The sequence below is a fragment of the Nesterenkonia halobia genome, from assembly GCF_039536005.1.
In the GTDB taxonomy this organism is placed as follows: Bacteria; Actinomycetota; Actinomycetes; order Actinomycetales; family Micrococcaceae; genus Nesterenkonia; species Nesterenkonia halobia.
This window is the reverse complement of the sequence record NZ_BAAAYG010000015.1, coordinates 1-17,336: the sequence shown is the minus strand read 5'-3', so window position 1 is coordinate 17,336 and position 17,336 is coordinate 1. Positions and strand designations below refer to the sequence as shown.

Genomic DNA, 17,336 nt, shown 5'->3' with positions numbered 1-17,336 from the left:
TAAAGCTGTAGGTTCTTGCGACGTTACCTTCTTGTTCCTCAGTGGGTGCCGTCAACGACGAGCTCCTCGCCCGTCACCGGGCCGGGGCATCTTCCGCAGCCGGTGTCGCAGAGGCTGTCGTCGCGGCGGCTCGTCGCGCGATATGGACGAAGCCGAGCCCGGCAAGGGTGAGGATCGCGCAGGCGAGGAAGACCCCGCGCTGGCCGAGCAGGGGAAGCGCGCCGAGGGCGATGATCGGCCCGGAGAGGATGGCTCCGATGCGCCGGGTATTCATGAACAGGCCCGTGGACAACCCCGCGCCGGGGATCATCTCCTGGAACAGGACCATGCCGATGCCCGAGACCACGGCGAAGCTGATGGCGTTCAGCGGCTGCAGGGCCAGCAGCAGCACCGGTTCGGTGACCGCGGCGAGCCCCAGGTAGTAGGTGACGCCGGCGAGAGCCCCGACGGCCACCAGGGTGAGGTGAGAGACTCGGTCGCCCAGCCGACCGATGATCATCAGCGCGGGGACCTCGAGCGCAGCTGCGACGCCGAGGGCTATGCCGGCCCAGATGATCGCCAGACCGAGGGTCTCGGTGACATAGATGGTCATGAAGGTCATGGCAGTGGCGTTGGTGGCCTGGAAGAGCACGAATGCGGTCAGGATGAGGGCTGTCGCCGCCTTGCCCGTGGGCGGCAGCGAGGGGGCTGATCGGGACGTCCTGGACGGCGCGGCATCCTGGTCGGCTCGCTTGTGGCGGAACACCATCGCCGCGGTGGTGGCGATGTTGAGGATCGCGAGGACTGTCAGGGCGGCGAGGATGCCGTGTCCACCGAGCCAGCCGATGATGAGGGTCGCCAGGGGCGGCCCTCCCATCCAGGCGACGGAGATGATGGCGCGGGTGTCGGCAATGTGGGAGGTGGTGCTGCCGGTGTCGCGCAGGTGGGCGAAGAGCATCGTGGTGCCGAGCGCTGCGGGGCCGCCGATCACCACCAGGGCGACTGTCGCCAGCGGCAACGATGTCACGGTCGCCAGGATGCCCGCCAGGGCGATGGTCAGCACGCCGCAGCCGAGCATGACCGGAAGATAGGAGCGGCGTCGGTCCGCCCATGCGGGGATGAGCAGCGAGGCGACGAAGCCGCCGGCGTGGTAGACCGCGAGGCTCCAGCCGATGTCGGCGGTGGAGGCGTCGTAGAGCGTGGCGAGGATGATGGCCAGGGCCGGGCTGAGCAGCGCGAACTGAAGGCCCCACAGAAGAGCGGAGGAGGGGATGAGCAGGCGAGCGATCATGAACTGGAGTCCTCCGTATCGGTGGTGGTCGGGAGCTGCGGCGACTGTCGAAGGGCAGGCTCCGCCGCCGAGACGGGACGGCCGGGCGAGAGCGGGCTCAGCCGAGCTGGTCGGCGGGGCGGAGCAGGATTTCGTTGATGGCGAGGTGGCGGGGGCGGGAGAGGACGAAGGCGATCACTTCTGCGATCTCCTCGGGCGTGACGGTCGCGGCGTCGTAGCCCTTCTGCACCTGTTCGCGGGTGGCCTCGTGGGTGATGTGGGCCGGCAGCTCGGTGTCGACGACGCCGGGCTCGATGAGTGTGACCCGGACGCCGGGCAGCAGCTCCTGGCGCAGAGATTCGGACCAGCCGTTGATGCCCCACTTGGTGGCTGCGTAGACGCCGTTGCCCGCGCGGGCGGTGCGTCCGGCGACCGAGGAGATGTTGATCACATCCCCGCCGCCGTCTTGGAGCTGGTCGAGGAAGACCTCGGTGGCGGTGATCGCGCCGAGCAGGTTGGCCTCGATCATGGTGCGGTAGTCCTGGTACTGCGCGGATGAGAAGGGCCCGAGCAGCATGACGCCGGCGTTGTTGACCAGCACATCCACGCCGCCGAGTTCTTCCCGGACGTGGTCGGCGGCGGCGATGAGCTGGTCGCGGTCGGTGACATCGGCCTGGACGGCGATGGATCCGTGGCCGAGTTCTGCGGCCAGGGCCTGGATGCGGTCGAGGCGGCGTGCGAGGAGCACGACCCGGTGGCCGTCGGCGGCGAGGGCGCGGGCGGTAGCCGCTCCGATGCCGGAGGATGCGCCGGTGATGACTGCGATGCGACCGGTGTTCTGAGTGCTGTTCATCGGTTGGACTTCCTTCCCTGTGGTGGGTACGGCACCCGCGGGTGCAGGGGCGATGGGTGGTTCCAGTGCTGCCTGTGCGGCTGGCTCCTCTCACTCGCGGGCAGCAGGTCGAGGACGGGCCCGACGGTTCCTGTCTTCTGGCTCGCTTCGGGCTATCCGAGGGCGTTCTCGCGCAGCCACGCTTCGACGTCGTCGGCGGCCTCGTCGACCTCCTCGCCCCGAACGGCGAGACCGTCGACGACTTCGGAGCCGGGCAAGGCGTCGCGGTAGTCCTGATCGATGCCGCTCATACCGGAGACGGCGTAGGTGACGAACGGCAGGATCCTCGTGTCGGCCAGGTCGATGCTCTCGATGAAGGTGGACATGATCATCGGGGCACGGACGTTCCAGACTGGACTGCCCAGCAGGACCGTGTCGTATCCGCTCATCTCCGGCAGCCCGCCGGCGATGGCCGGGCGGGCGTCCTGGTCCTGCTCCTGCTGGTTGCGCTCGACGGTCGGGTCGTAGGCCTGCGGATACGGGTCGGCCGGGCGGATCTCGTAGGTGTCGCAGTCCAGGCGTTCAGCGATCATCTCCGCCAGACGCTTCGTGTTGCCGACTTCGAGATCGCGTCGTCCGCCGTACCAGTAGTTCTCCCCCGGCCGGGAGAAGAACACCACCAGCGTCCTCGACGAGGTGCCGGATTCCGTCTCGGGCTCGGTGCTCATCGGCGTCGTGTCTCCTTGCTGTGGCGGGGGAGTTCTGGTGGCGCAGCCAGTGAGGGTCGTCGCGGCGGCGAATCCGGCGGCGACGATCACGGCCCGTCGAGCGGGCGGAGTCTCAGGCGATGGCGTCATGGGCTCCAATGCACCACCTCGGGTTCGGTGGAAGAAGGGATCAGTGATACGTGTACCGCCAGTCCCTCCCTCCTGGCGGGGGAAGTCCGTAGCGTTGGGGGCATGAACCAGCGAGACGAGGTGGGCGATTTCCTGCGGACCCGGCGAGACCGGATCACCCCGGAGCAGGCGGGCCTCTTCGGCGGCGGCCGTCGACGGGTGCCGGGCCTGCGCCGCGAGGAGGTCGCGTTGATGGCCGGCGTCAGCGTCGAGTACTACGCACGGATGGAGCGTGGGGACCTGCGCGGTGTCTCGATGGAGGTCCTCGACGGTCTTGCTCAGGCGCTGCGTCTGGACGAGGCCGAGACCGACCATCTGAACGCTCTCGCCGAGTCCGCCGGTCCGCAGGCGCCTCGTCGCAGGAAGAAGGCCGAGCAGCCGTTCCGGCCGAGTTTGCAGCGCTTCATCGACGCAGCGGCCATGCCTGTGTGGGTGCGGGACCGGCGGATGGATTACGTGGCCGGCAACGCGATGGGCCGCCGGCTGTACGCACCGCTGCTGGAGGATCCGGCCAGCCGCGGCAACACGGCCCGATTCACCTTTCTCAGCCCCGCGGCGCAGGTCTTCTTCCCCGACTGGGAGCAGAGCGCCTCGGGAATCGTCGCCTCGCTGCGCACCTATGCCGGGCAGAATCCGCGGGACAAGGGCCTGACCGATCTGATCGGTGAGCTGGTCACCCGCAGCGACGACTTCCGGCACCGATGGGCGGCTCACGACGTGCGCCACCATCGCAGCGGCGTCAAGCGCATCCACCACCCGGAGGTCGGCGACCTCGAGCTGGTGTACGAGGCGATGGACCTCCCGGCCAACCCCGAGTGGTTCATGTTCGGCTACACCGCCGAACCGGGAACTCCGAGCGAGGACCGGCTGAAGCTGCTGGGCAGTCTCGCCGCCGACTCCCCCACCACAGAACATGAGGAGAGAACATGAACGTCACCCTGAACAACGGCGTCGAGTTGCCGGCCCTGGGTTTCGGCGTCTTCCAGACTCCGCCGGAAGAGACCACCGTTGCCGTGGGCGAGGCGCTGCGGGTGGGCTACCGGCTCATCGACACCGCCGCGGCCTATATGAATGAGAAGGGCGTCGGCGAGGCCCTCCGCGACGCGGATGTGTCTCGTGACGAGGTCTTCGTGGAGACCAAGCTCTGGATCAACGACTACGGCTACGAGGAAGCGCTGCACGGCTTCGAGAAGTCCGCCGGCAAGCTCGGCGTCGAACAGATCGACCTGCTGTTGCTGCACCAGCCGCTGACGTCTGATTTCGAGCAGACCATCGGTGCGTACCAGGCGCTGGAGAAGCTGCTGGCGGACGGGAAGGTCCGCGCGATCGGGGTCAGCAACTTCATGCCCGATATGCTCGAGCGCCTGCTCGCCGCGACCGAGGTCGTCCCTGCGGTGAATCAGATCGAGGTGCACCCGTACTTCCAGCAGCGCGAGCTGCAGGCCCTGCACCGCGAGCACGACATCCTCACCCAGGCCTGGTCGCCCATCGGCGGCATCACCTTCTACGCGGGAGGCGAGAAGAGCACCCTGGAGGACGAGACCATCACGGCGATCGCCCGGGCGCACGACAGAACCCCGGCCCAGGTCATGCTGCGCTGGCATCTGCAGCAGGGGCGCTCGGCGATCCCGAAGTCGGTCAAGCCGGCGCGGATCGCGGAAAACTTCGACGTCTCCGACTTCGAGCTCAGCGCTGAGGAGCTGGCTCGGCTCGACGCGCTGGACACCGGTGTGCGCAGCGGCCCGGACCCCGACAGCATCACGCTGGAGACCTTCGGCCGAGAGATCCCCGAGGCCTGACCGACGGTCTCCGCGGATCCGTCGGACCGGATCCCTATTCAGAAGCGCCCCGCCTGCCATGCGGCAGGCGAGGCGCTTCTGTCTCGTCCGGTCAGCGGTCGATCCACTCCTGCATCTTCTCCGGATAGCGCGGGGCCGCGGTGTCGATCCGGGCGGACTGCTCGGTCAGTTGCGACAGTTCGTCGTCGCTCAGCCCGACCGCGGCCGCGCCGACGTTCTCCTCCAGGCGGTGGATCTTCGTCGTGCCGGGGATGGGCACGATCCACCGGTGCTGGGCGAGCAACCACGCCAGTGCGATCTGACCGGGTGTGACGTCCTTGCGCTCGGCGATCGCGGTGACCAGGTCGACGAGCTGGTCGCCGGCACGGCGACTCTGCTGGCTGTAGCGCGGCAGAGAGGCGCGGACGTCGCCGTCGGCGAAGGTGGTCGAGCTGTCGATGGTGCCGGTGAGCAGGCCCTTGCCGAGCGGGCTGAAGGGGACCAGGCCGATGCCCAGCTCCTCCAGGGTCGGCAGGATCTCCGCCTCGGGCTCGCGCCACCACAGCGAGTACTCGCTCTGCAGCGCCGCGACCGGCTGGACGCTGTGGGCTCGGCGGATCGTGGAGGCTCCGGCCTCGGAGAGGCCGAAGTGGCCGACCTTTCCGGCCTCGATGAGCTCCTGCACAGTCCCGGCGACGTCCTCGATCGGCACATCGGGGTCGACGCGGTGCTGGTAGAGCAGGTCGATCCTCTCCACCCCGAGCCGCTGCAGCGAGCCCTCCACAGTCCGGCGGATGTACTCCGGGGTGCTGTTCAGACCTGACTCGCGGGTGCCCTCGAAGTCGAAGCCGAACTTCGTAGCGATCGCGACCTGGTCACGGACCGGTGCGAGGGCCGTGCCGATGAGCTCCTCGTTGACGAACGGGCCATAGACCTGGGCGGTGTCGAAGAGCGTCACCCCGAGGTCGACGGCGCGGCGGATCACCTCGATGCCGTCCGCGTCCTCGACCTTCTTCCCGTAGCCGTGGCTGAGCCCCATGCATCCGAATCCGACAGTCGCAGCCTCCAGGCCGCTCGTTCCCAGCGTGCGCGTCTCCATGCTGTCTCTCCTCCTCGTATGGACTGCTCCGAGGCTATGAGTCGTGCTGCAGATGCGGGGCGTACTGTCAGTGCCTCCCTCTGGAGGCCCTCCACATCTAGCGTCGGGTGAAGAGTCAGGCACCCTCGACACGAAAGGAATCTCGATGAACGGCATCAGCCACGAAGAGCTCGCCGAGGTCGCCACCCACCTCGCGTTCTACGCCGGCTGGCCCGCGGGCATGAGCGCCGTGAACATCCTCGCGGAGGTGGGCAAGTGAGCATCGACGAGAGCCTCATCGCCCTCTCGCGGCAGAAATGGGACTGGATCTCCGCGACGGATGTCGACTTCCTTGAGGCACGCTTCCAAGGCGGCATCACTAGAAACTTCCGGCACCGAGGAATCACATGACGCAATGGAGCGCCGTGCACCACTGCACGAAGCAAGCCAACTAGTGATCACAACTACACTCCTCGGCACTCCAGCCCGGGCGGTTCACAAACGACCGTTTTTGGGCCGCCGCCTCCGGATTCTACTGCGTGTGACTTCGGCTGCTGAATGGCGGGGTTCTTCGGTCGCTTCGTGGCGGGGTCAGGTGACACCGATGACCAGGGTGCTCTGTGCGGCTTCGATGACGTCGTTGGTGATGGTGTCGAGTTCGTTGATCTTCAGAACTCGCTGGATCTGGGGGAAGAGGCGTTCGAGGAGCCGGAAGTTGCCGCGGGTGATCCGTGCGATGGCTGCGATGGCTTGGGCGTCGGTGAAGTCGTCGGGGTCGAGGGTCTTGCCGAGGGATCGCCAGTGTCGCTCGAGGACGAACAGCAGTTCGTCTTGTCCCAGGGACCGGTACTGGTGGGCGAAGCCGACTCGGCTGTAGAACTGGGGGTAGTGGCTGAACTGCTTCTCCAGGCCGGGCATGCCGATCAGGATCAGGGCGATGTCGTCGCGGTCGTAGCGATCGCGCAGCAGTTCCAGCGCGGCGGGACGCAGTCGTTCGGCCTCGTCGACGATGATCAGCTCCACGTAGTTCCTGCCGTCTCGCCATCCCCAGGCCTCGGGAGCGGCCGTGCCGGGAGGTACGAGGTGCTGCTCGATGCACATGTTGGTGCGGGTGATGGCTTGGGTCAGCTCGTCCTTCAGGGTCCGCGGGGTGGTCAGCACGCTGGGGGTGTAGAGCACGGTGCGGCTCCGGTTCAAGGCGGCGTAGATCTTGGCGTCGTTGTCGGAGCGCGGCCCCCAGTAGGTCAGCAGGTCATGAGCCTTCTCGTAGTGTGCGTAGCGGCGCGCGGAGAGTGTCTTTCCTACGCCGGCTGATCCGAAGCACAAACCGATGGTGTGCCCGCGGCGCACGGCGTCGGCGAACTCGGTGAAGCGGCGGTGCTCCTTGGTGACGATGAAGCGCTGACTCACCTGAGGTCCTCCTTGTAGATCTTCAAGGCCGACGTCGGCGCCGGAGTCGGTGCTTCGGTGATCCGTGGTGTCTCGGTAGGTGCGGCCACGAGGGCGATGCGTTCGTTGATGCCGGCTCGCAGCGCTCGGCGGCGGGCGTTGCGCGCGGCCTGGATCTCCTTGAGGCTGACCTTTTGATCGTGGTGCTCTTGGTTGACGGCCTTGCAGACGAATTCGTCGTGATCGAAGACGCGGATCTCGGTGATGTCGCGGGGGTCGTAGCGGATCACGACCGAACTTCCGACGTAGCCGGCCAGAGTCGGCGAGACGTAGCGCAGGCCCTGGAAGCGGATGCCATCGCGGCGCACGACGCGGGTCTTGGCGACGGTCAACAGCAGTCCGTCGAGGTCTTCCAGGCTGTCGGGCATTCGGGGCAGCCAGCCGTCCGCGATCCACGCGCTGCGCGGGGAGGTTCCGAGCTCGCTGTGCGTGCGGTCGTTGTAGGTGGCCACGAACGCCTCCAGGGCGCTATCGAGGGCGGCCAGGGACAGTTTCGGTGTCGGCCAGGGGTCCCCTTCGGTGATGTGTCCGGGCAGGGTGGCGAGTAGCTCGGTGTTGATGGTCCCGAAGAACCGCTCGATCTTGCCCCGTCCCTGGGGTCGGGCGACGGTGGAGTGGATCAGTCGGATATGGAGGTCGACGGCGGTGTGGGCGAGCTGGTCACTGGTGAAGTCGCTGCCGTGGTCGACGTAGAGCACGTCGGGCAGGCCGCACATCGGCCAGGCCGGGTCGATCTTGTGCCAGATCGCTTGGCGCAGCGCCAGGGCGGTGTTCATCGCCGACGGTGCGCCCAGGAAGACTGTGTAGCCGCAGACCGCCCGGGAGCAGTCGTCGAGGATCGTTGTCAGCCATGGCCGTGCGGGCTTGCCGTCGGTGCCAACCACCAGGATGTCGAGCATGGTGTGATCGGATTGCCACATCGCGTTGGGCAGGTCTGCTTGCCGGCGGAGCACCAGCTCGTGCTTGTCGCGGTAGGACGCTGCACCCTCCAGGGCGAGGGTGACCATGCCGGGATCCAGGGTCCGCACGATGTCCCACACCACCGAGTAGGAGGGGACCGGCCATCTCCGGGTGGCGCAGATGCCGGTGACTTTGCGATGGATCGTAGCGATGGCCGGCCGCGGCTTGCTCAGTGCCAGGCCCTCGATCAGGTCGACGAGGTCGGGCGGAAGGCGGCGGGTCCCGGTGTCCGCCCGTGAGGCTGTCTCCAGTCCGGCGTAGCCGTCAGCGCGGTAGCGGGCGTGCCAGCGCTCCAGGGTCCGTAGCCCAACTTCGGTCTCGCGAGCTAAGCGCGCGAGGGGCACCTGGTCCTCGACGTGGAGCCTGAGGATTCGCCACCGCGCTCGAGCGTCCACGATGCACCTACTGCAAGGCGTTCTCGCGCCCGCGCTCGGCGCGCTGAAGGGCGCGGTAGACCGTGGAGCGGCCCACGCTGAACAGCTCTGCCAGCTCGCCCACGGTGTGCTCGTCGGCGGCATGTAGCTGGACGAGGTGAGCTTCTTGCCGGGGGGTGAGCTTCGGTGACTTCCCGCGCAGCCGGCCCTTGGCCTTGGCGACCTTCATCCCCTCGCGGGTGCGGGCACGGATGAGGTCTGCTTCGAACTCGGCGACCATTGCCAGCACGTTGAACAACAGTTTCCCCATCGGGTCGGTCGGGTCATACACCGATCCGGCGATGCTCAGCTTCACTTCCCGCGCCGCGAGGTCGTCGGCGATCTGGTGGGCATCACGGACCGAACGCGCCAGCCGATCGAGCTTGGTGACCACGAACGTATCGCCGTCCCGACAGGCAGCCAGCGCCTGCCGCAGGCCCTCACGGTCGGCGTTGCGGCCCGTGAGCCCGTGATCGACGTAGATGCGCTTGGGATCGACGCCGAACGCCGCGAGTCCGTCACGCTGCGCGGTCAGGTCCTGCTCGTCTGTGGAGACTCGGGCATAGCCGACCTTCAAGGGTGACATGCTCCCCAGTGTGTCACATAGCCTCCCTTCACCGGACAGTTCACCGGACGGGTCTTACGGGACAGCCCGCCAGGCGTGCCGTCGTTCCTCTCGATGAGTAGCGGTGGTGTCCGGTGAGGGTTCCCCTTGCGGGCATGCGGTCTGGCCTGGCGCCTGCGCGAGAGTGTTCAGTGCCTGCTGTATACTTCAGTCCATGCTGACTATTGCTTCGCGTCTCGACGTGATGAACCGCCTGGGTCGCGCACTGGCCGACCCCACTCGATCCCGGATCATCCTGACCCTGCTCGACCATCCCGCTTACCCGGCGGAACTGGCCCGAGATCTGGACCTGACACGCCCGAACGTGTCCAACCACCTGGCATGCCTGCGCGATTGCGGGATCGTCGTCTCCGAGCCCGAGGGTCGCCGGACACGGTATGAGATCGCCGATTCGCACCTGGCGCAGGCGCTGACGGCGCTGGTCGATGCCACCCTGGCAGTGGACGAAGACGCCCCGTGCATCGATCCCGCCTGCTCGCTTCCCGGATGCGACGCAACTGGGGAGGGCGCATGATCCTCACCTCGGTCTTGCAGGCGATGGGCCTGTTCGTAGCGACCAACATCGACGACATCATCGTGCTCTCCCTCTTCTTCGCTCGAGGGGCCGGCCAGCGCGGCACCACCGCCCGTATTCTGGCCGGGCAGTACCTCGGGTTCGCCGGCATCCTCGGTGCCGCGGTCCTGGTGACCATCGGCGCCGGAGCCTTCCTGCCCTCGGAAGCCATCCCATACTTCGGTCTCATCCCTCTGGGCCTTGGCCTATGGGCCGCATGGCAGGCCTGGCGCGGAGACGATGACGACGATGACGACGAGGCCAAGGTTGCCGGCAAGAAGGTCGGCGTGTGGACAGTCGCCGGCGTCACCCTTGCCAACGGCGGCGACAACATCGGGGTCTACACCCCTGTCTTCCTCAGCGTGGAACCTCTCGCAGTGGCCGCCTACTGCATCGTCTTCCTCGCCCTCGTCGCGGCCCTGGTAGTCCTGGCAAAGTTCGTCGCCACCCGCCCCCCGATCGCCGAAGTGCTCGAACGCTGGGAGCACATCCTCTTCCCCATCGTTCTCATCGGCCTCGGTGTCATGATCCTCGTCAGCGGCGGAGCCTTCGGACTCTGACGTAGCGGCAGCGATCCAAACGGCCCCGACCGGGCGCACCCCTCTCGGTTCAGACCGCGACACCTACCTGCAGCCAGTCCTGCGTGATCGCGGCAACAAGACCGCCACGGAGCGCTGCAAAAATCCCGCCACCAAGCGAACGAAGTCACAACTGCGTTTCGAGATATCGTGAAGCGCCCTGGGGTTCGTCCCGAGTCTCACAAAGGAGAACGGGAACGAGACCCAGGGCGCTTCATAGGGACTTCTCTCGTCAGGCTGGCTGCGCAACTGACAAGGTTGCCTTCCGTCCGTTCAGACCCCGGCGGTCTGGCGTTCGTGTCGACGATTGCTCCTGAGCCGCAGGACTGCCGGCAGCGCGATGGCGACCAAGGCCAGTGCCAGGAACGTTGCGGAGAGAGGGCGTTCCAGCACGATGCCAAGGTTTCCCTGTCCCATTTCTGATGTCTGGACCAGGTAGCGCTCCAGCAGCGGTCCCAGGACCAGCCCCAGGACGAGAGGGGCTGCGGGGAAGTCGAACCGCTTCATGAAGTAGCCAGCGATTCCAGCGAAGAACACCACCCAGAGGGTGAAGGCGTTGTTGCCGACGGCGAACGCGCCCAGCAGGCTCAGGAACAGGATGAGTGGGTACAGGTAGCTGTAGGGGACTCGCAGCACCTGGGCGAAGACCGGGGCGAGAGGCAGGTTCAGGATCAGCAGGAAAAGGTTGCCGAAGAAGAAGGAGACCAGCAGTCCCCAAACCAAGGCGGGCTGGTCTTCGAAGAGCATCGGCCCTGGTTGCAGCCCGAAGATGACGAATGCGCCAAGTAGGACTGCTGTCGTACCGCTTCCGGGGATCCCGAGAGTCAGTGTGGGGATGAAGCTGGCGTTGGCGGCGGCGTTGTTCGCGGATTCAGGGGCTGCGACCCCTTCGACTGCGCCTTTGCCAATGAGCTTCTTGAAGCGGCTGACCTGTTTCTCCAGGCCGTAGGCCATGAAGGTTGCCAAGGTCGCGCCTGCCCCGGGCAGGATGCCCAGGCCGAAGCCCAGGCCGGTTCCGCGCAGCGAGGGAGCAGGAACCCGTCGGGCTTCTTCCTTGGTTAGCATCAGATCGCGGAAGCCGGCACGGATGGGTTTCTCTCCGCCGCGGTGGATCTGGTGGAGGACCTCTCCGATGGCGAAGAGCCCGATCATCACGGCGACGAAGTCAAGCCCGCCGAGCAGATTGATGGAGCCGAAAGTGAAGCGGTCGGTGGTGAATCCGGAGGCGACGCCGACGGTGGAGAGCAGCAGGCCAACAGCGGCCATGATGATGCCGCGCAGCATGTTCTCTCCGGCGAAGGAGACGATCGTTGCCAGCCCCAGGAGAATGATGGCCAGGTTCTCAGGTGGGCCGAATTCGAGGGTGAGGTCGGCGATGGGGGCGGCGACGGCCAGCAGCAGCGCCAGCGTGAGGATTGCTGAGACGAATGAGGCGATCGCCGAGATGGCTAGGGCCGCCCCGGCTCGGCCTTTGCGTGCCATCTGATAGCCGTCGAGTGTCAGAACCACACTGGAGGAGTCTCCCGGCGTCGAGAGCAAGATGGAGCTGATCGAGGAGCCGTATTGGCTGCCGTAGTAGATGCCGGCGAGCATGATCAGTGCGGTGACTGGTTCCATCGCCAACGTCATCGGCAGCAGGATGGCCACACCGGTGGTCGATCCGAGGCCGGGCATCATGCCGATGCAGGTGCCAATGAGGACTCCGATGAAGCACCAGATGAGATTCTCGGGGCTGACTGCGGTTTCCAGCCCGAGTTGCAGGTTTTCAAACATGTCGACCCCCTCCTAGAAGCCGAAGATTCCGACCGGAGTGGGAACCCCGAGAAGTTGGACGAACAGCAGGTAGGCCACCCCGAGCCCTGCTAGAGAGACCAGCAGCGAGGGAAGCAGTGGTTTACGTTCGACCCAGAGCATTAGTGTCAGCAGCATCGCGGTCAGGGCCGGAAGCAGCCCGATCACCATTACAGTGCAGAGCACCGCCAGCATCAGCGCGAAGATCTTCATGATGGCGGATCGACGCTGTCGGGATGTGCGGCCGAACGTATCGCGGTCAGTCTCGGACTCCTCAGACTGGTCGCCGTGCTGATCGTCTGTTCCTGCCGAGGCCCCAGTACCCATCCCTTGAGGGTCTTCGCTCTGGCCAGCACCGTTGATCTCGGCTTCGTTGCCAGGGCCTGTGGCAGCGTCCCCAACATCGACGGCGGTATACGTCGGAGTCGCTTCTGCGACGGAGACTGCTGGAACAGGATTGGTCCTGGCTGCGCGGTAGAGCCGGGCGATCTCCGCCACTGAGGCGATCGCCACGAAGCCGCCGGCGACTATGGGCAGGAACCCAGGCCCGATCACGCCGTCGACGAGTACCCCGTAGCCGAGTCCTCCGATGACTGCGGCGACACCGATCACACCGAGGACCGCAGTTCCTACGACGTCGGAGAGTGCTGGACGCGTATCGGATGGTGTGCCAGGCGTCGCGGCAGGTTGTGAAACAGTTGTTGAAGCAGTTGTGGTCTCATTCATCAGCCAAGCACCGATTCCACGTCGTCGTTGTAGTCATCGAGGTAAGAAGCGAACTCATCGCCGAAGAGCGACTGGGGCTGAAGCATGTTGGATTCGATGTACTCGTCGTAAGCCGGTGACTTGGCGTACTGCTTCGCCGCATCGATCCAGTACTGCCGAGCAGATTCCGAGATTCCTCCTGGGGCAATGAACCCGCGCCATTGGGCGAAGGTGACGTCGATCCCTTGTTCCTTGCCAGTGGGGATGTCGGCCAGTTCCGGGTAGTCGTAGCGTTCAGGAGCCAGAGCGCACAGGGGTTTGATGTCTCCGGATTCGATCTGTCCTACTACTTCGCCGGGGTTCGTGGCGGCGACATCGACGTGACCGCCGACCAACGCCGCAGTGACCTCAGCGGTAGATTCGAAAGTCACGCGGTCGAGACTGATGTCGAACTGATCCTCAATCAGACTCCAGGCAATGTGATCAGGTCCGGTCGCCCCAGAGGTTGCAGCTGTTAGGTCCTCGTTCTCTGTCGCGGCATCGACGACTTCTTTGCAAGTCTCGTAGGGAGCGTCCGGGGCGGCGACGACGATGTTGAAGTCTTCACCGACCTTCATGATCGGGGTGAAGTCCTCATAGTCGAACTCGACGTCCTGAACGGTGGGGAGGGTCATCAGCGCGGTTTCGCTAGCAAGCAGTACATTGGGGTTGCCAGTGTCGGCGAGGAACTGGGAGTAGCCCACCGCACCGGACCCTCCTACGAGGTTCTGGACTGTCACGGTCGAGCCGGTGGGATCCTCGAGCCCTTCGGCGATGGCTCGACCTGCCAAGTCGGATCCGCCACCGGCGGCGAAGGGTACGATCATCGACACCCGTGCAGCAGGCTCGAACTCTCCGGAATCGCCGCCCATCCCGTCGGTAGCGGTACCGGAGCATGCAGTCAGGGCAATCATCGACAATGCAGTGACCGTTGAGAGAGCGGCTGGTCGTTGTTTGATAGGGATCATGTGGATCCTCCTGGAACGTGTTCTCCTCCGAGTGATCAGACAGCGGAGCGATCAGACAGTGAGGCCCTGTGTGTTGTGGGTCTGTGCGGCGAGGTTCTGGGAGGCCAGTGAGACGGCGGTGTCGAACGCGCGCTGGCTGGGGCCGATGTTGGCAATGCCCTCCCCGACGATCTGGTATGCGGTGCCGTGCGCTGGCGTAGCAATGGGGACAGGCAGTCCACCTTGCACAGTGACGCCCTGGTCGAATCCCATGAGTTTCATCGCGATCTGACCCTGGTCGTGGTACATCGTCACCACCCCGTCGTAGTCGCCTGCGTGGGCCTTGATGAACAGGGTGTCGCAGGGATATGGGCCGGAGGCATCGATGCCCTGGACCTGGGCGAGCTCTACACCGGGGGCGATGTGGTCGACCTCCTCATGGCCGAATTTGCCTCCTTCGCCGGCGTGAGGATTGAGCGCGCACACTGCGATGCGCGGTTTCTCGGTCCCGAATCCTCTGATTGTGGAATGCAGCAGTTTGATCGCTTCGAGCACGCCTCGGGCGCTGATGTGTTCAGCGACCTGACTGAGCGGGATGTGGGAGGTCACCCGTGAGGTCGTCAGCCCGGGCACGAGGTTGAGCTCCGAAGTGGTTCCCTTATAATCAAGCAGCTCTGCGAACCAACGCAGTTCGTCGTCCTGATTCATGCCGGCTTGCCCCAGTGCGGATTTGTTCAGCGGGGCAAACATGATGCCGTCGACTTCACCGCGACGATACATCTGCACCGCTTGTTGCAGGTCTGCCAGAGCGCGCCTGCCGCCGGCGACGGTCGCTTCCCCGCGCGGCACAGCTGTTGTTGATTGAGTAGAGCCGACGGCGGTGACAGCCTGGGACGATGGCCTCCCGGAAACCGGCACTGAAACTCCGATCTCAGTGGCGGCGGTGGTGATTTCCTGGTCGGTTGCCAGGACATAGATGTCGGCCTGGTCGCGGTTCTTCTGGCTTGCCAGCAGCTTGGCTACCAGCTCCGGCCCGATGCCGGAGGGGTCACCGATAGTCACGGCAAGTCGGGGACGGATGGGGTTCTGGACACTCATGACAGTTCTACGACCTTTCTAAATGCCGGTGGACGATTGCTCGCTCCGCCAGGGCTCTGTGCAACAGCACCGGCATCGCTGATGAACGACCTCGCCGGTGGCGAACAATCTTGGGATTGCTGAGACAGCCCCGGGGCACGTGGCTCATGTCTGAGGTAATTGCGAGTCTTCGGAGTCGCTTATGGCGCGTTCCTTGACCCCATCGAGATGGCACCTCATGGCATGAACTGCCGCTTCGACGTCTCCTTGCTCGACGGCGGAGAGGATCCGCGCGTGTTCCGTCACTGCGATCTCGTGGTCGGTGACTCCGCGACCGACTGACTGGAGCATGCGGTGCTGGTGAGCGCCGATGCTGTCGAGCATGCGGCCCAGGAATTCATTGCCCGCGGTAGCGAGGAAGACTTGGTGGAATTCTTGGTCCGCTTGAAAGTAGGCACGCCTGACATGCCCCGAGGGCACGGCTGTGCCGGTGGCGGCCAGCTCGGATGCTTCTGCGTGGTGACGCTCATGGGCCGCCTGAAGCTGAGGCTTCAACGTGTCCGCGTCCTGCATTGCCAGCTCGACGGCAGCCAACTCGACAACGCTGCGGGCTTCGATCATCGAAGCCATCTGCCTCGACGACAGCGGCGAAGTGACGCGGTACCCCTTCAGTGCTGATCGAGAAATCAAGCCCGTGTGCTCCAAGTGAGCCAGTGCCTCACGCACCGGAGTCGGCGAGACCCCCAACTGCCGAGACAGTCGGTCGATACTCAGTGCCGCACCAGGCACGAGCTGCTCATCCAGCAGCATCTCGAGAACGACTTCGTAGACGTGGTCCCGCAAGATCTGACGCTGCAAAGGTTGTGTGACCTGGCTCATACTGGAGAATATATCAGATAGGATCCATGATATGTGATGCCGGCCACGTCACCACTATCTCTAAGCTCGCGTGACCAGAGTTTCGCTAGGGTCTGCCTGAAGAATCCGGGAGCCCCGTTCTGAATGACTGAGCCGACGTCGAGGATCCAGGCCCTCCCCAACGCTCAGTCGTCGATGGTCACCGACATGCTGCCTCGCCCCACAGGCCGTCAAGGCAGAACCTTCGCCGACGCGCGGACCATGGTCGAGGCGATCATCAGCTGCTGCCGGACTGGCATCGGCGGTTGACCGCTGAGAGCACTTGGGATCAGATGCTCGATCGGCCTACCGCGGCAACTGACGAGATCGAACAGGTCGACTGGACGATCACAGTGAACTCGACGTGGGTTCGGCGACCGCTCGTGCCCCTCAGCACGCAACCAACATCAGTCGCCATACAAGCGACTGGGGCGAACTCCACGAATCCGCAGACCCTGCTCGGGTTGCGCCGAGGATGGACATATCTCTTTCGTCTTGGCAGGCGCTAATGGACAGCAGACGGTTGCCCACAGCGAACTTCGCCGACACCGAGACGTGCGCTTAGCGCTCTGTAAACGGTGGCGTACTGACGAATGTCCACACACCATACGTAACGATGACGGCAGGATCAGGATGGCCGTGGCGACTAGAACGCCATCCACGAACCCAGAGTCTCACCAAATACTCAACTACTCTTATACGTGCATACGTATCCAATAAGGGGGCGATGCGTCCTAGGCATCACAGTCACCAGTCGCAGCGCTCGACGCCGGCGTCCGGACGATGTGTGCGCACCGGACGATTCGCGCGGACCCTCGCTTGGACTTCGGCTGTCTCCGTAGGAACCAGAGCCGATCCTGGACGCATTCGCGACTGGTCAACCTCCCAGCCTCCTCGGAGCCCGTGAGCTTGTGACCTCGTGCGGTGGATGCGGTATCGCATCACTGCTGGGCAGGACTCTGCGAGCTGTCGGGCGGCATGTTCAGGTTTGGTCATCCCGTCGGGACCGTCATAGACAGCGCGGGCGTACTCGCTGGGCACCCATCGGCCGCCGAGGCTGCCTGGCGAGGCCTCTGCGTGCTGCCGCGCCTGATGCCAGCGTTGTTCGATGCGCTGGGAGGAGACGTCGAAGGGGACTTCCACATCGATGACTTCGACCTGGTAGCCGGCTTCGTGCAGCGTCGCTCCCAGCTCCTTGGCGGAGTCCGCGCTGGAGAGCACAGTGTCGACGATGATGTTCTCGCCGTTGTTGATGGCCTCGGTGCGCATCGTCCGGGCGATCATGGAGGACTCTTCGTGGACCAGCGAGGCCATCTCCATGGGATGGAACTGCTCTCCGGTACGGGCTTCGTGGTCTTTCAGCTGGGCGGGTCTGCTGAGGGTTCGGTTGACTCCGTAGTTCACGCCGCCAACGCGACGTCTTGAGTGTAGACGGTCTCGTATTCGATCGGAGTCAGTTTCCCAAGCCG

At 65.1% G+C, this 17,336-nt stretch carries 19 protein-coding genes; 6 read left to right on the top strand and 13 right to left on the bottom strand.

Features of this window, described 5'->3' with window-relative positions; genetic code table 11:
- Positions 1-73: 73 nt before the first annotated feature.
- The 3 genes from ABD652_RS13205 to ABD652_RS13195 form a co-directional block, all read right to left on the bottom strand.
- Positions 74-1,270, bottom strand: coding sequence for an MFS transporter (locus ABD652_RS13205; protein WP_344722146.1), 1,197 nt, complete (start codon positions 1,268-1,270; stop codon positions 74-76).
- Between the two features lie 97 nt (positions 1,271-1,367).
- Entirely contained in the window at positions 1,368-2,102 is a 735-nt protein-coding gene (locus ABD652_RS13200) for an SDR family oxidoreductase (RefSeq protein WP_344722144.1), read from the bottom strand.
- A 152-nt stretch (positions 2,103-2,254) separates the two neighbouring features.
- Positions 2,255-2,809, bottom strand: a complete 555-nt coding sequence (locus ABD652_RS13195; RefSeq protein WP_344722142.1) for a flavodoxin — start codon at positions 2,807-2,809, stop codon at positions 2,255-2,257.
- Positions 2,810-3,040: 231 nt separating this feature from the next.
- Between ABD652_RS13195 and ABD652_RS13190 the strand changes: the two genes are divergently transcribed.
- Both ABD652_RS13190 and ABD652_RS13185 read left to right on the top strand, forming a co-directional pair.
- Positions 3,041-3,907, top strand: coding sequence for a helix-turn-helix domain-containing protein (locus ABD652_RS13190; protein ID WP_344722140.1), 867 nt, complete (start codon positions 3,041-3,043; stop codon positions 3,905-3,907).
- On the top strand, positions 3,904-4,776 hold the full coding sequence (locus tag ABD652_RS13185; RefSeq protein ID WP_344722138.1) for an aldo/keto reductase: 873 nt from the start codon (positions 3,904-3,906) through the stop codon (positions 4,774-4,776). Before ABD652_RS13190 ends, ABD652_RS13185 begins: the two co-directional genes overlap by 4 nt.
- Before the next feature lie 91 nt (positions 4,777-4,867).
- On the opposite strand, the gene ABD652_RS13180 is transcribed toward ABD652_RS13185, so the two are convergent.
- Positions 4,868-5,854 carry an aldo/keto reductase gene (locus tag ABD652_RS13180; RefSeq protein ID WP_344722136.1) on the bottom strand — a complete coding sequence of 329 codons (987 nt, stop codon included), beginning with the start codon at positions 5,852-5,854 and terminating at the stop codon, positions 4,868-4,870.
- Between the two features lie 145 nt (positions 5,855-5,999).
- Between ABD652_RS13180 and ABD652_RS13175 the strand changes: the two genes are divergently transcribed.
- Both ABD652_RS13175 and ABD652_RS13170 read left to right on the top strand, forming a co-directional pair.
- Positions 6,000-6,113 (top strand): carboxymuconolactone decarboxylase family protein, encoded by a 114-nt coding sequence (locus tag ABD652_RS13175; protein ID WP_344722134.1) that lies wholly within the window; start codon positions 6,000-6,002, stop codon positions 6,111-6,113.
- Positions 6,110-6,244, top strand: a complete 135-nt coding sequence (locus ABD652_RS13170) for a hypothetical protein (RefSeq protein WP_344722132.1) — start codon at positions 6,110-6,112, stop codon at positions 6,242-6,244. Before ABD652_RS13175 ends, ABD652_RS13170 begins: the two co-directional genes overlap by 4 nt.
- A 180-nt stretch (positions 6,245-6,424) precedes the next feature.
- Here the strand turns inward: ABD652_RS13170 and ABD652_RS13165 are convergent, their stop codons facing one another.
- The 3 genes from ABD652_RS13165 to ABD652_RS13155 are packed head-to-tail and all read right to left on the bottom strand — an operon-like array spanning position 6,425 to position 9,241.
- Positions 6,425-7,243, bottom strand: coding sequence for an AAA family ATPase (locus ABD652_RS13165; RefSeq protein ID WP_344722130.1), 819 nt, complete (start codon positions 7,241-7,243; stop codon positions 6,425-6,427).
- Positions 7,240-8,637, bottom strand: a complete 1,398-nt coding sequence (locus tag ABD652_RS13160) for a Mu transposase C-terminal domain-containing protein (RefSeq protein ID WP_344722128.1) — start codon at positions 8,635-8,637, stop codon at positions 7,240-7,242. The genes ABD652_RS13165 and ABD652_RS13160 overlap by 4 nt, the downstream gene beginning before the upstream one ends.
- Positions 8,638-8,644: 7 nt before the next feature.
- Positions 8,645-9,241, bottom strand: a complete 597-nt coding sequence (locus ABD652_RS13155) for a recombinase family protein (RefSeq protein WP_010534181.1) — start codon at positions 9,239-9,241, stop codon at positions 8,645-8,647.
- Positions 9,242-9,434: 193 nt separating this feature from the next.
- Here ABD652_RS13155 and cmtR point away from each other — a divergent pair, with 193 nt between their 5' ends.
- On the top strand, positions 9,435-9,794 hold the full coding sequence (gene cmtR, locus ABD652_RS13150) for a Cd(II)/Pb(II)-sensing metalloregulatory transcriptional regulator CmtR (RefSeq protein WP_061961091.1): 360 nt from the start codon (positions 9,435-9,437) through the stop codon (positions 9,792-9,794).
- A complete protein-coding gene (locus ABD652_RS13145) occupies positions 9,791-10,393 on the top strand; it encodes a cadmium resistance transporter (RefSeq protein WP_344722125.1) in 603 nt (200 codons plus the stop codon). The genes cmtR and ABD652_RS13145 overlap by 4 nt, the downstream gene beginning before the upstream one ends.
- A 291-nt stretch (positions 10,394-10,684) precedes the next feature.
- Here the strand turns inward: ABD652_RS13145 and ABD652_RS13140 are convergent, their stop codons facing one another.
- The 6 genes from ABD652_RS13140 to ABD652_RS13115 all read right to left on the bottom strand — a co-directional run bounded on the left by ABD652_RS13140 (position 10,685) and on the right by ABD652_RS13115 (position 17,187).
- Positions 10,685-12,184: a tripartite tricarboxylate transporter permease gene (locus ABD652_RS13140; RefSeq protein ID WP_344722123.1), complete on the bottom strand. Its 1,500-nt coding sequence runs from the start codon at positions 12,182-12,184 to the stop codon at positions 10,685-10,687.
- A gap of 12 nt (positions 12,185-12,196) precedes the next feature.
- Positions 12,197-12,928: a tripartite tricarboxylate transporter TctB family protein gene (locus ABD652_RS13135; RefSeq protein WP_344722121.1), complete on the bottom strand. Its 732-nt coding sequence runs from the start codon at positions 12,926-12,928 to the stop codon at positions 12,197-12,199.
- On the bottom strand, positions 12,928-13,914 hold the full coding sequence (locus tag ABD652_RS13130) for a tripartite tricarboxylate transporter substrate binding protein (RefSeq protein ID WP_344722119.1): 987 nt from the start codon (positions 13,912-13,914) through the stop codon (positions 12,928-12,930). The genes ABD652_RS13135 and ABD652_RS13130 overlap by 1 nt, the downstream gene beginning before the upstream one ends.
- Before the next feature lie 51 nt (positions 13,915-13,965).
- Positions 13,966-14,991, bottom strand: coding sequence for a 4-hydroxythreonine-4-phosphate dehydrogenase PdxA (locus tag ABD652_RS13125; protein ID WP_344722117.1), 1,026 nt, complete (start codon positions 14,989-14,991; stop codon positions 13,966-13,968).
- A gap of 144 nt (positions 14,992-15,135) precedes the next feature.
- Positions 15,136-15,849 carry a GntR family transcriptional regulator gene (locus tag ABD652_RS13120; RefSeq protein WP_344722115.1) on the bottom strand — a complete coding sequence of 238 codons (714 nt, stop codon included), beginning with the start codon at positions 15,847-15,849 and terminating at the stop codon, positions 15,136-15,138.
- A 765-nt stretch (positions 15,850-16,614) separates the two neighbouring features.
- Complete coding sequence (locus ABD652_RS13115) at positions 16,615-17,187, bottom strand: zeta toxin family protein (RefSeq protein WP_344722113.1); 573 nt, start codon at positions 17,185-17,187, stop codon at positions 16,615-16,617.
- Positions 17,188-17,336: the final 149 nt, after the last annotated feature.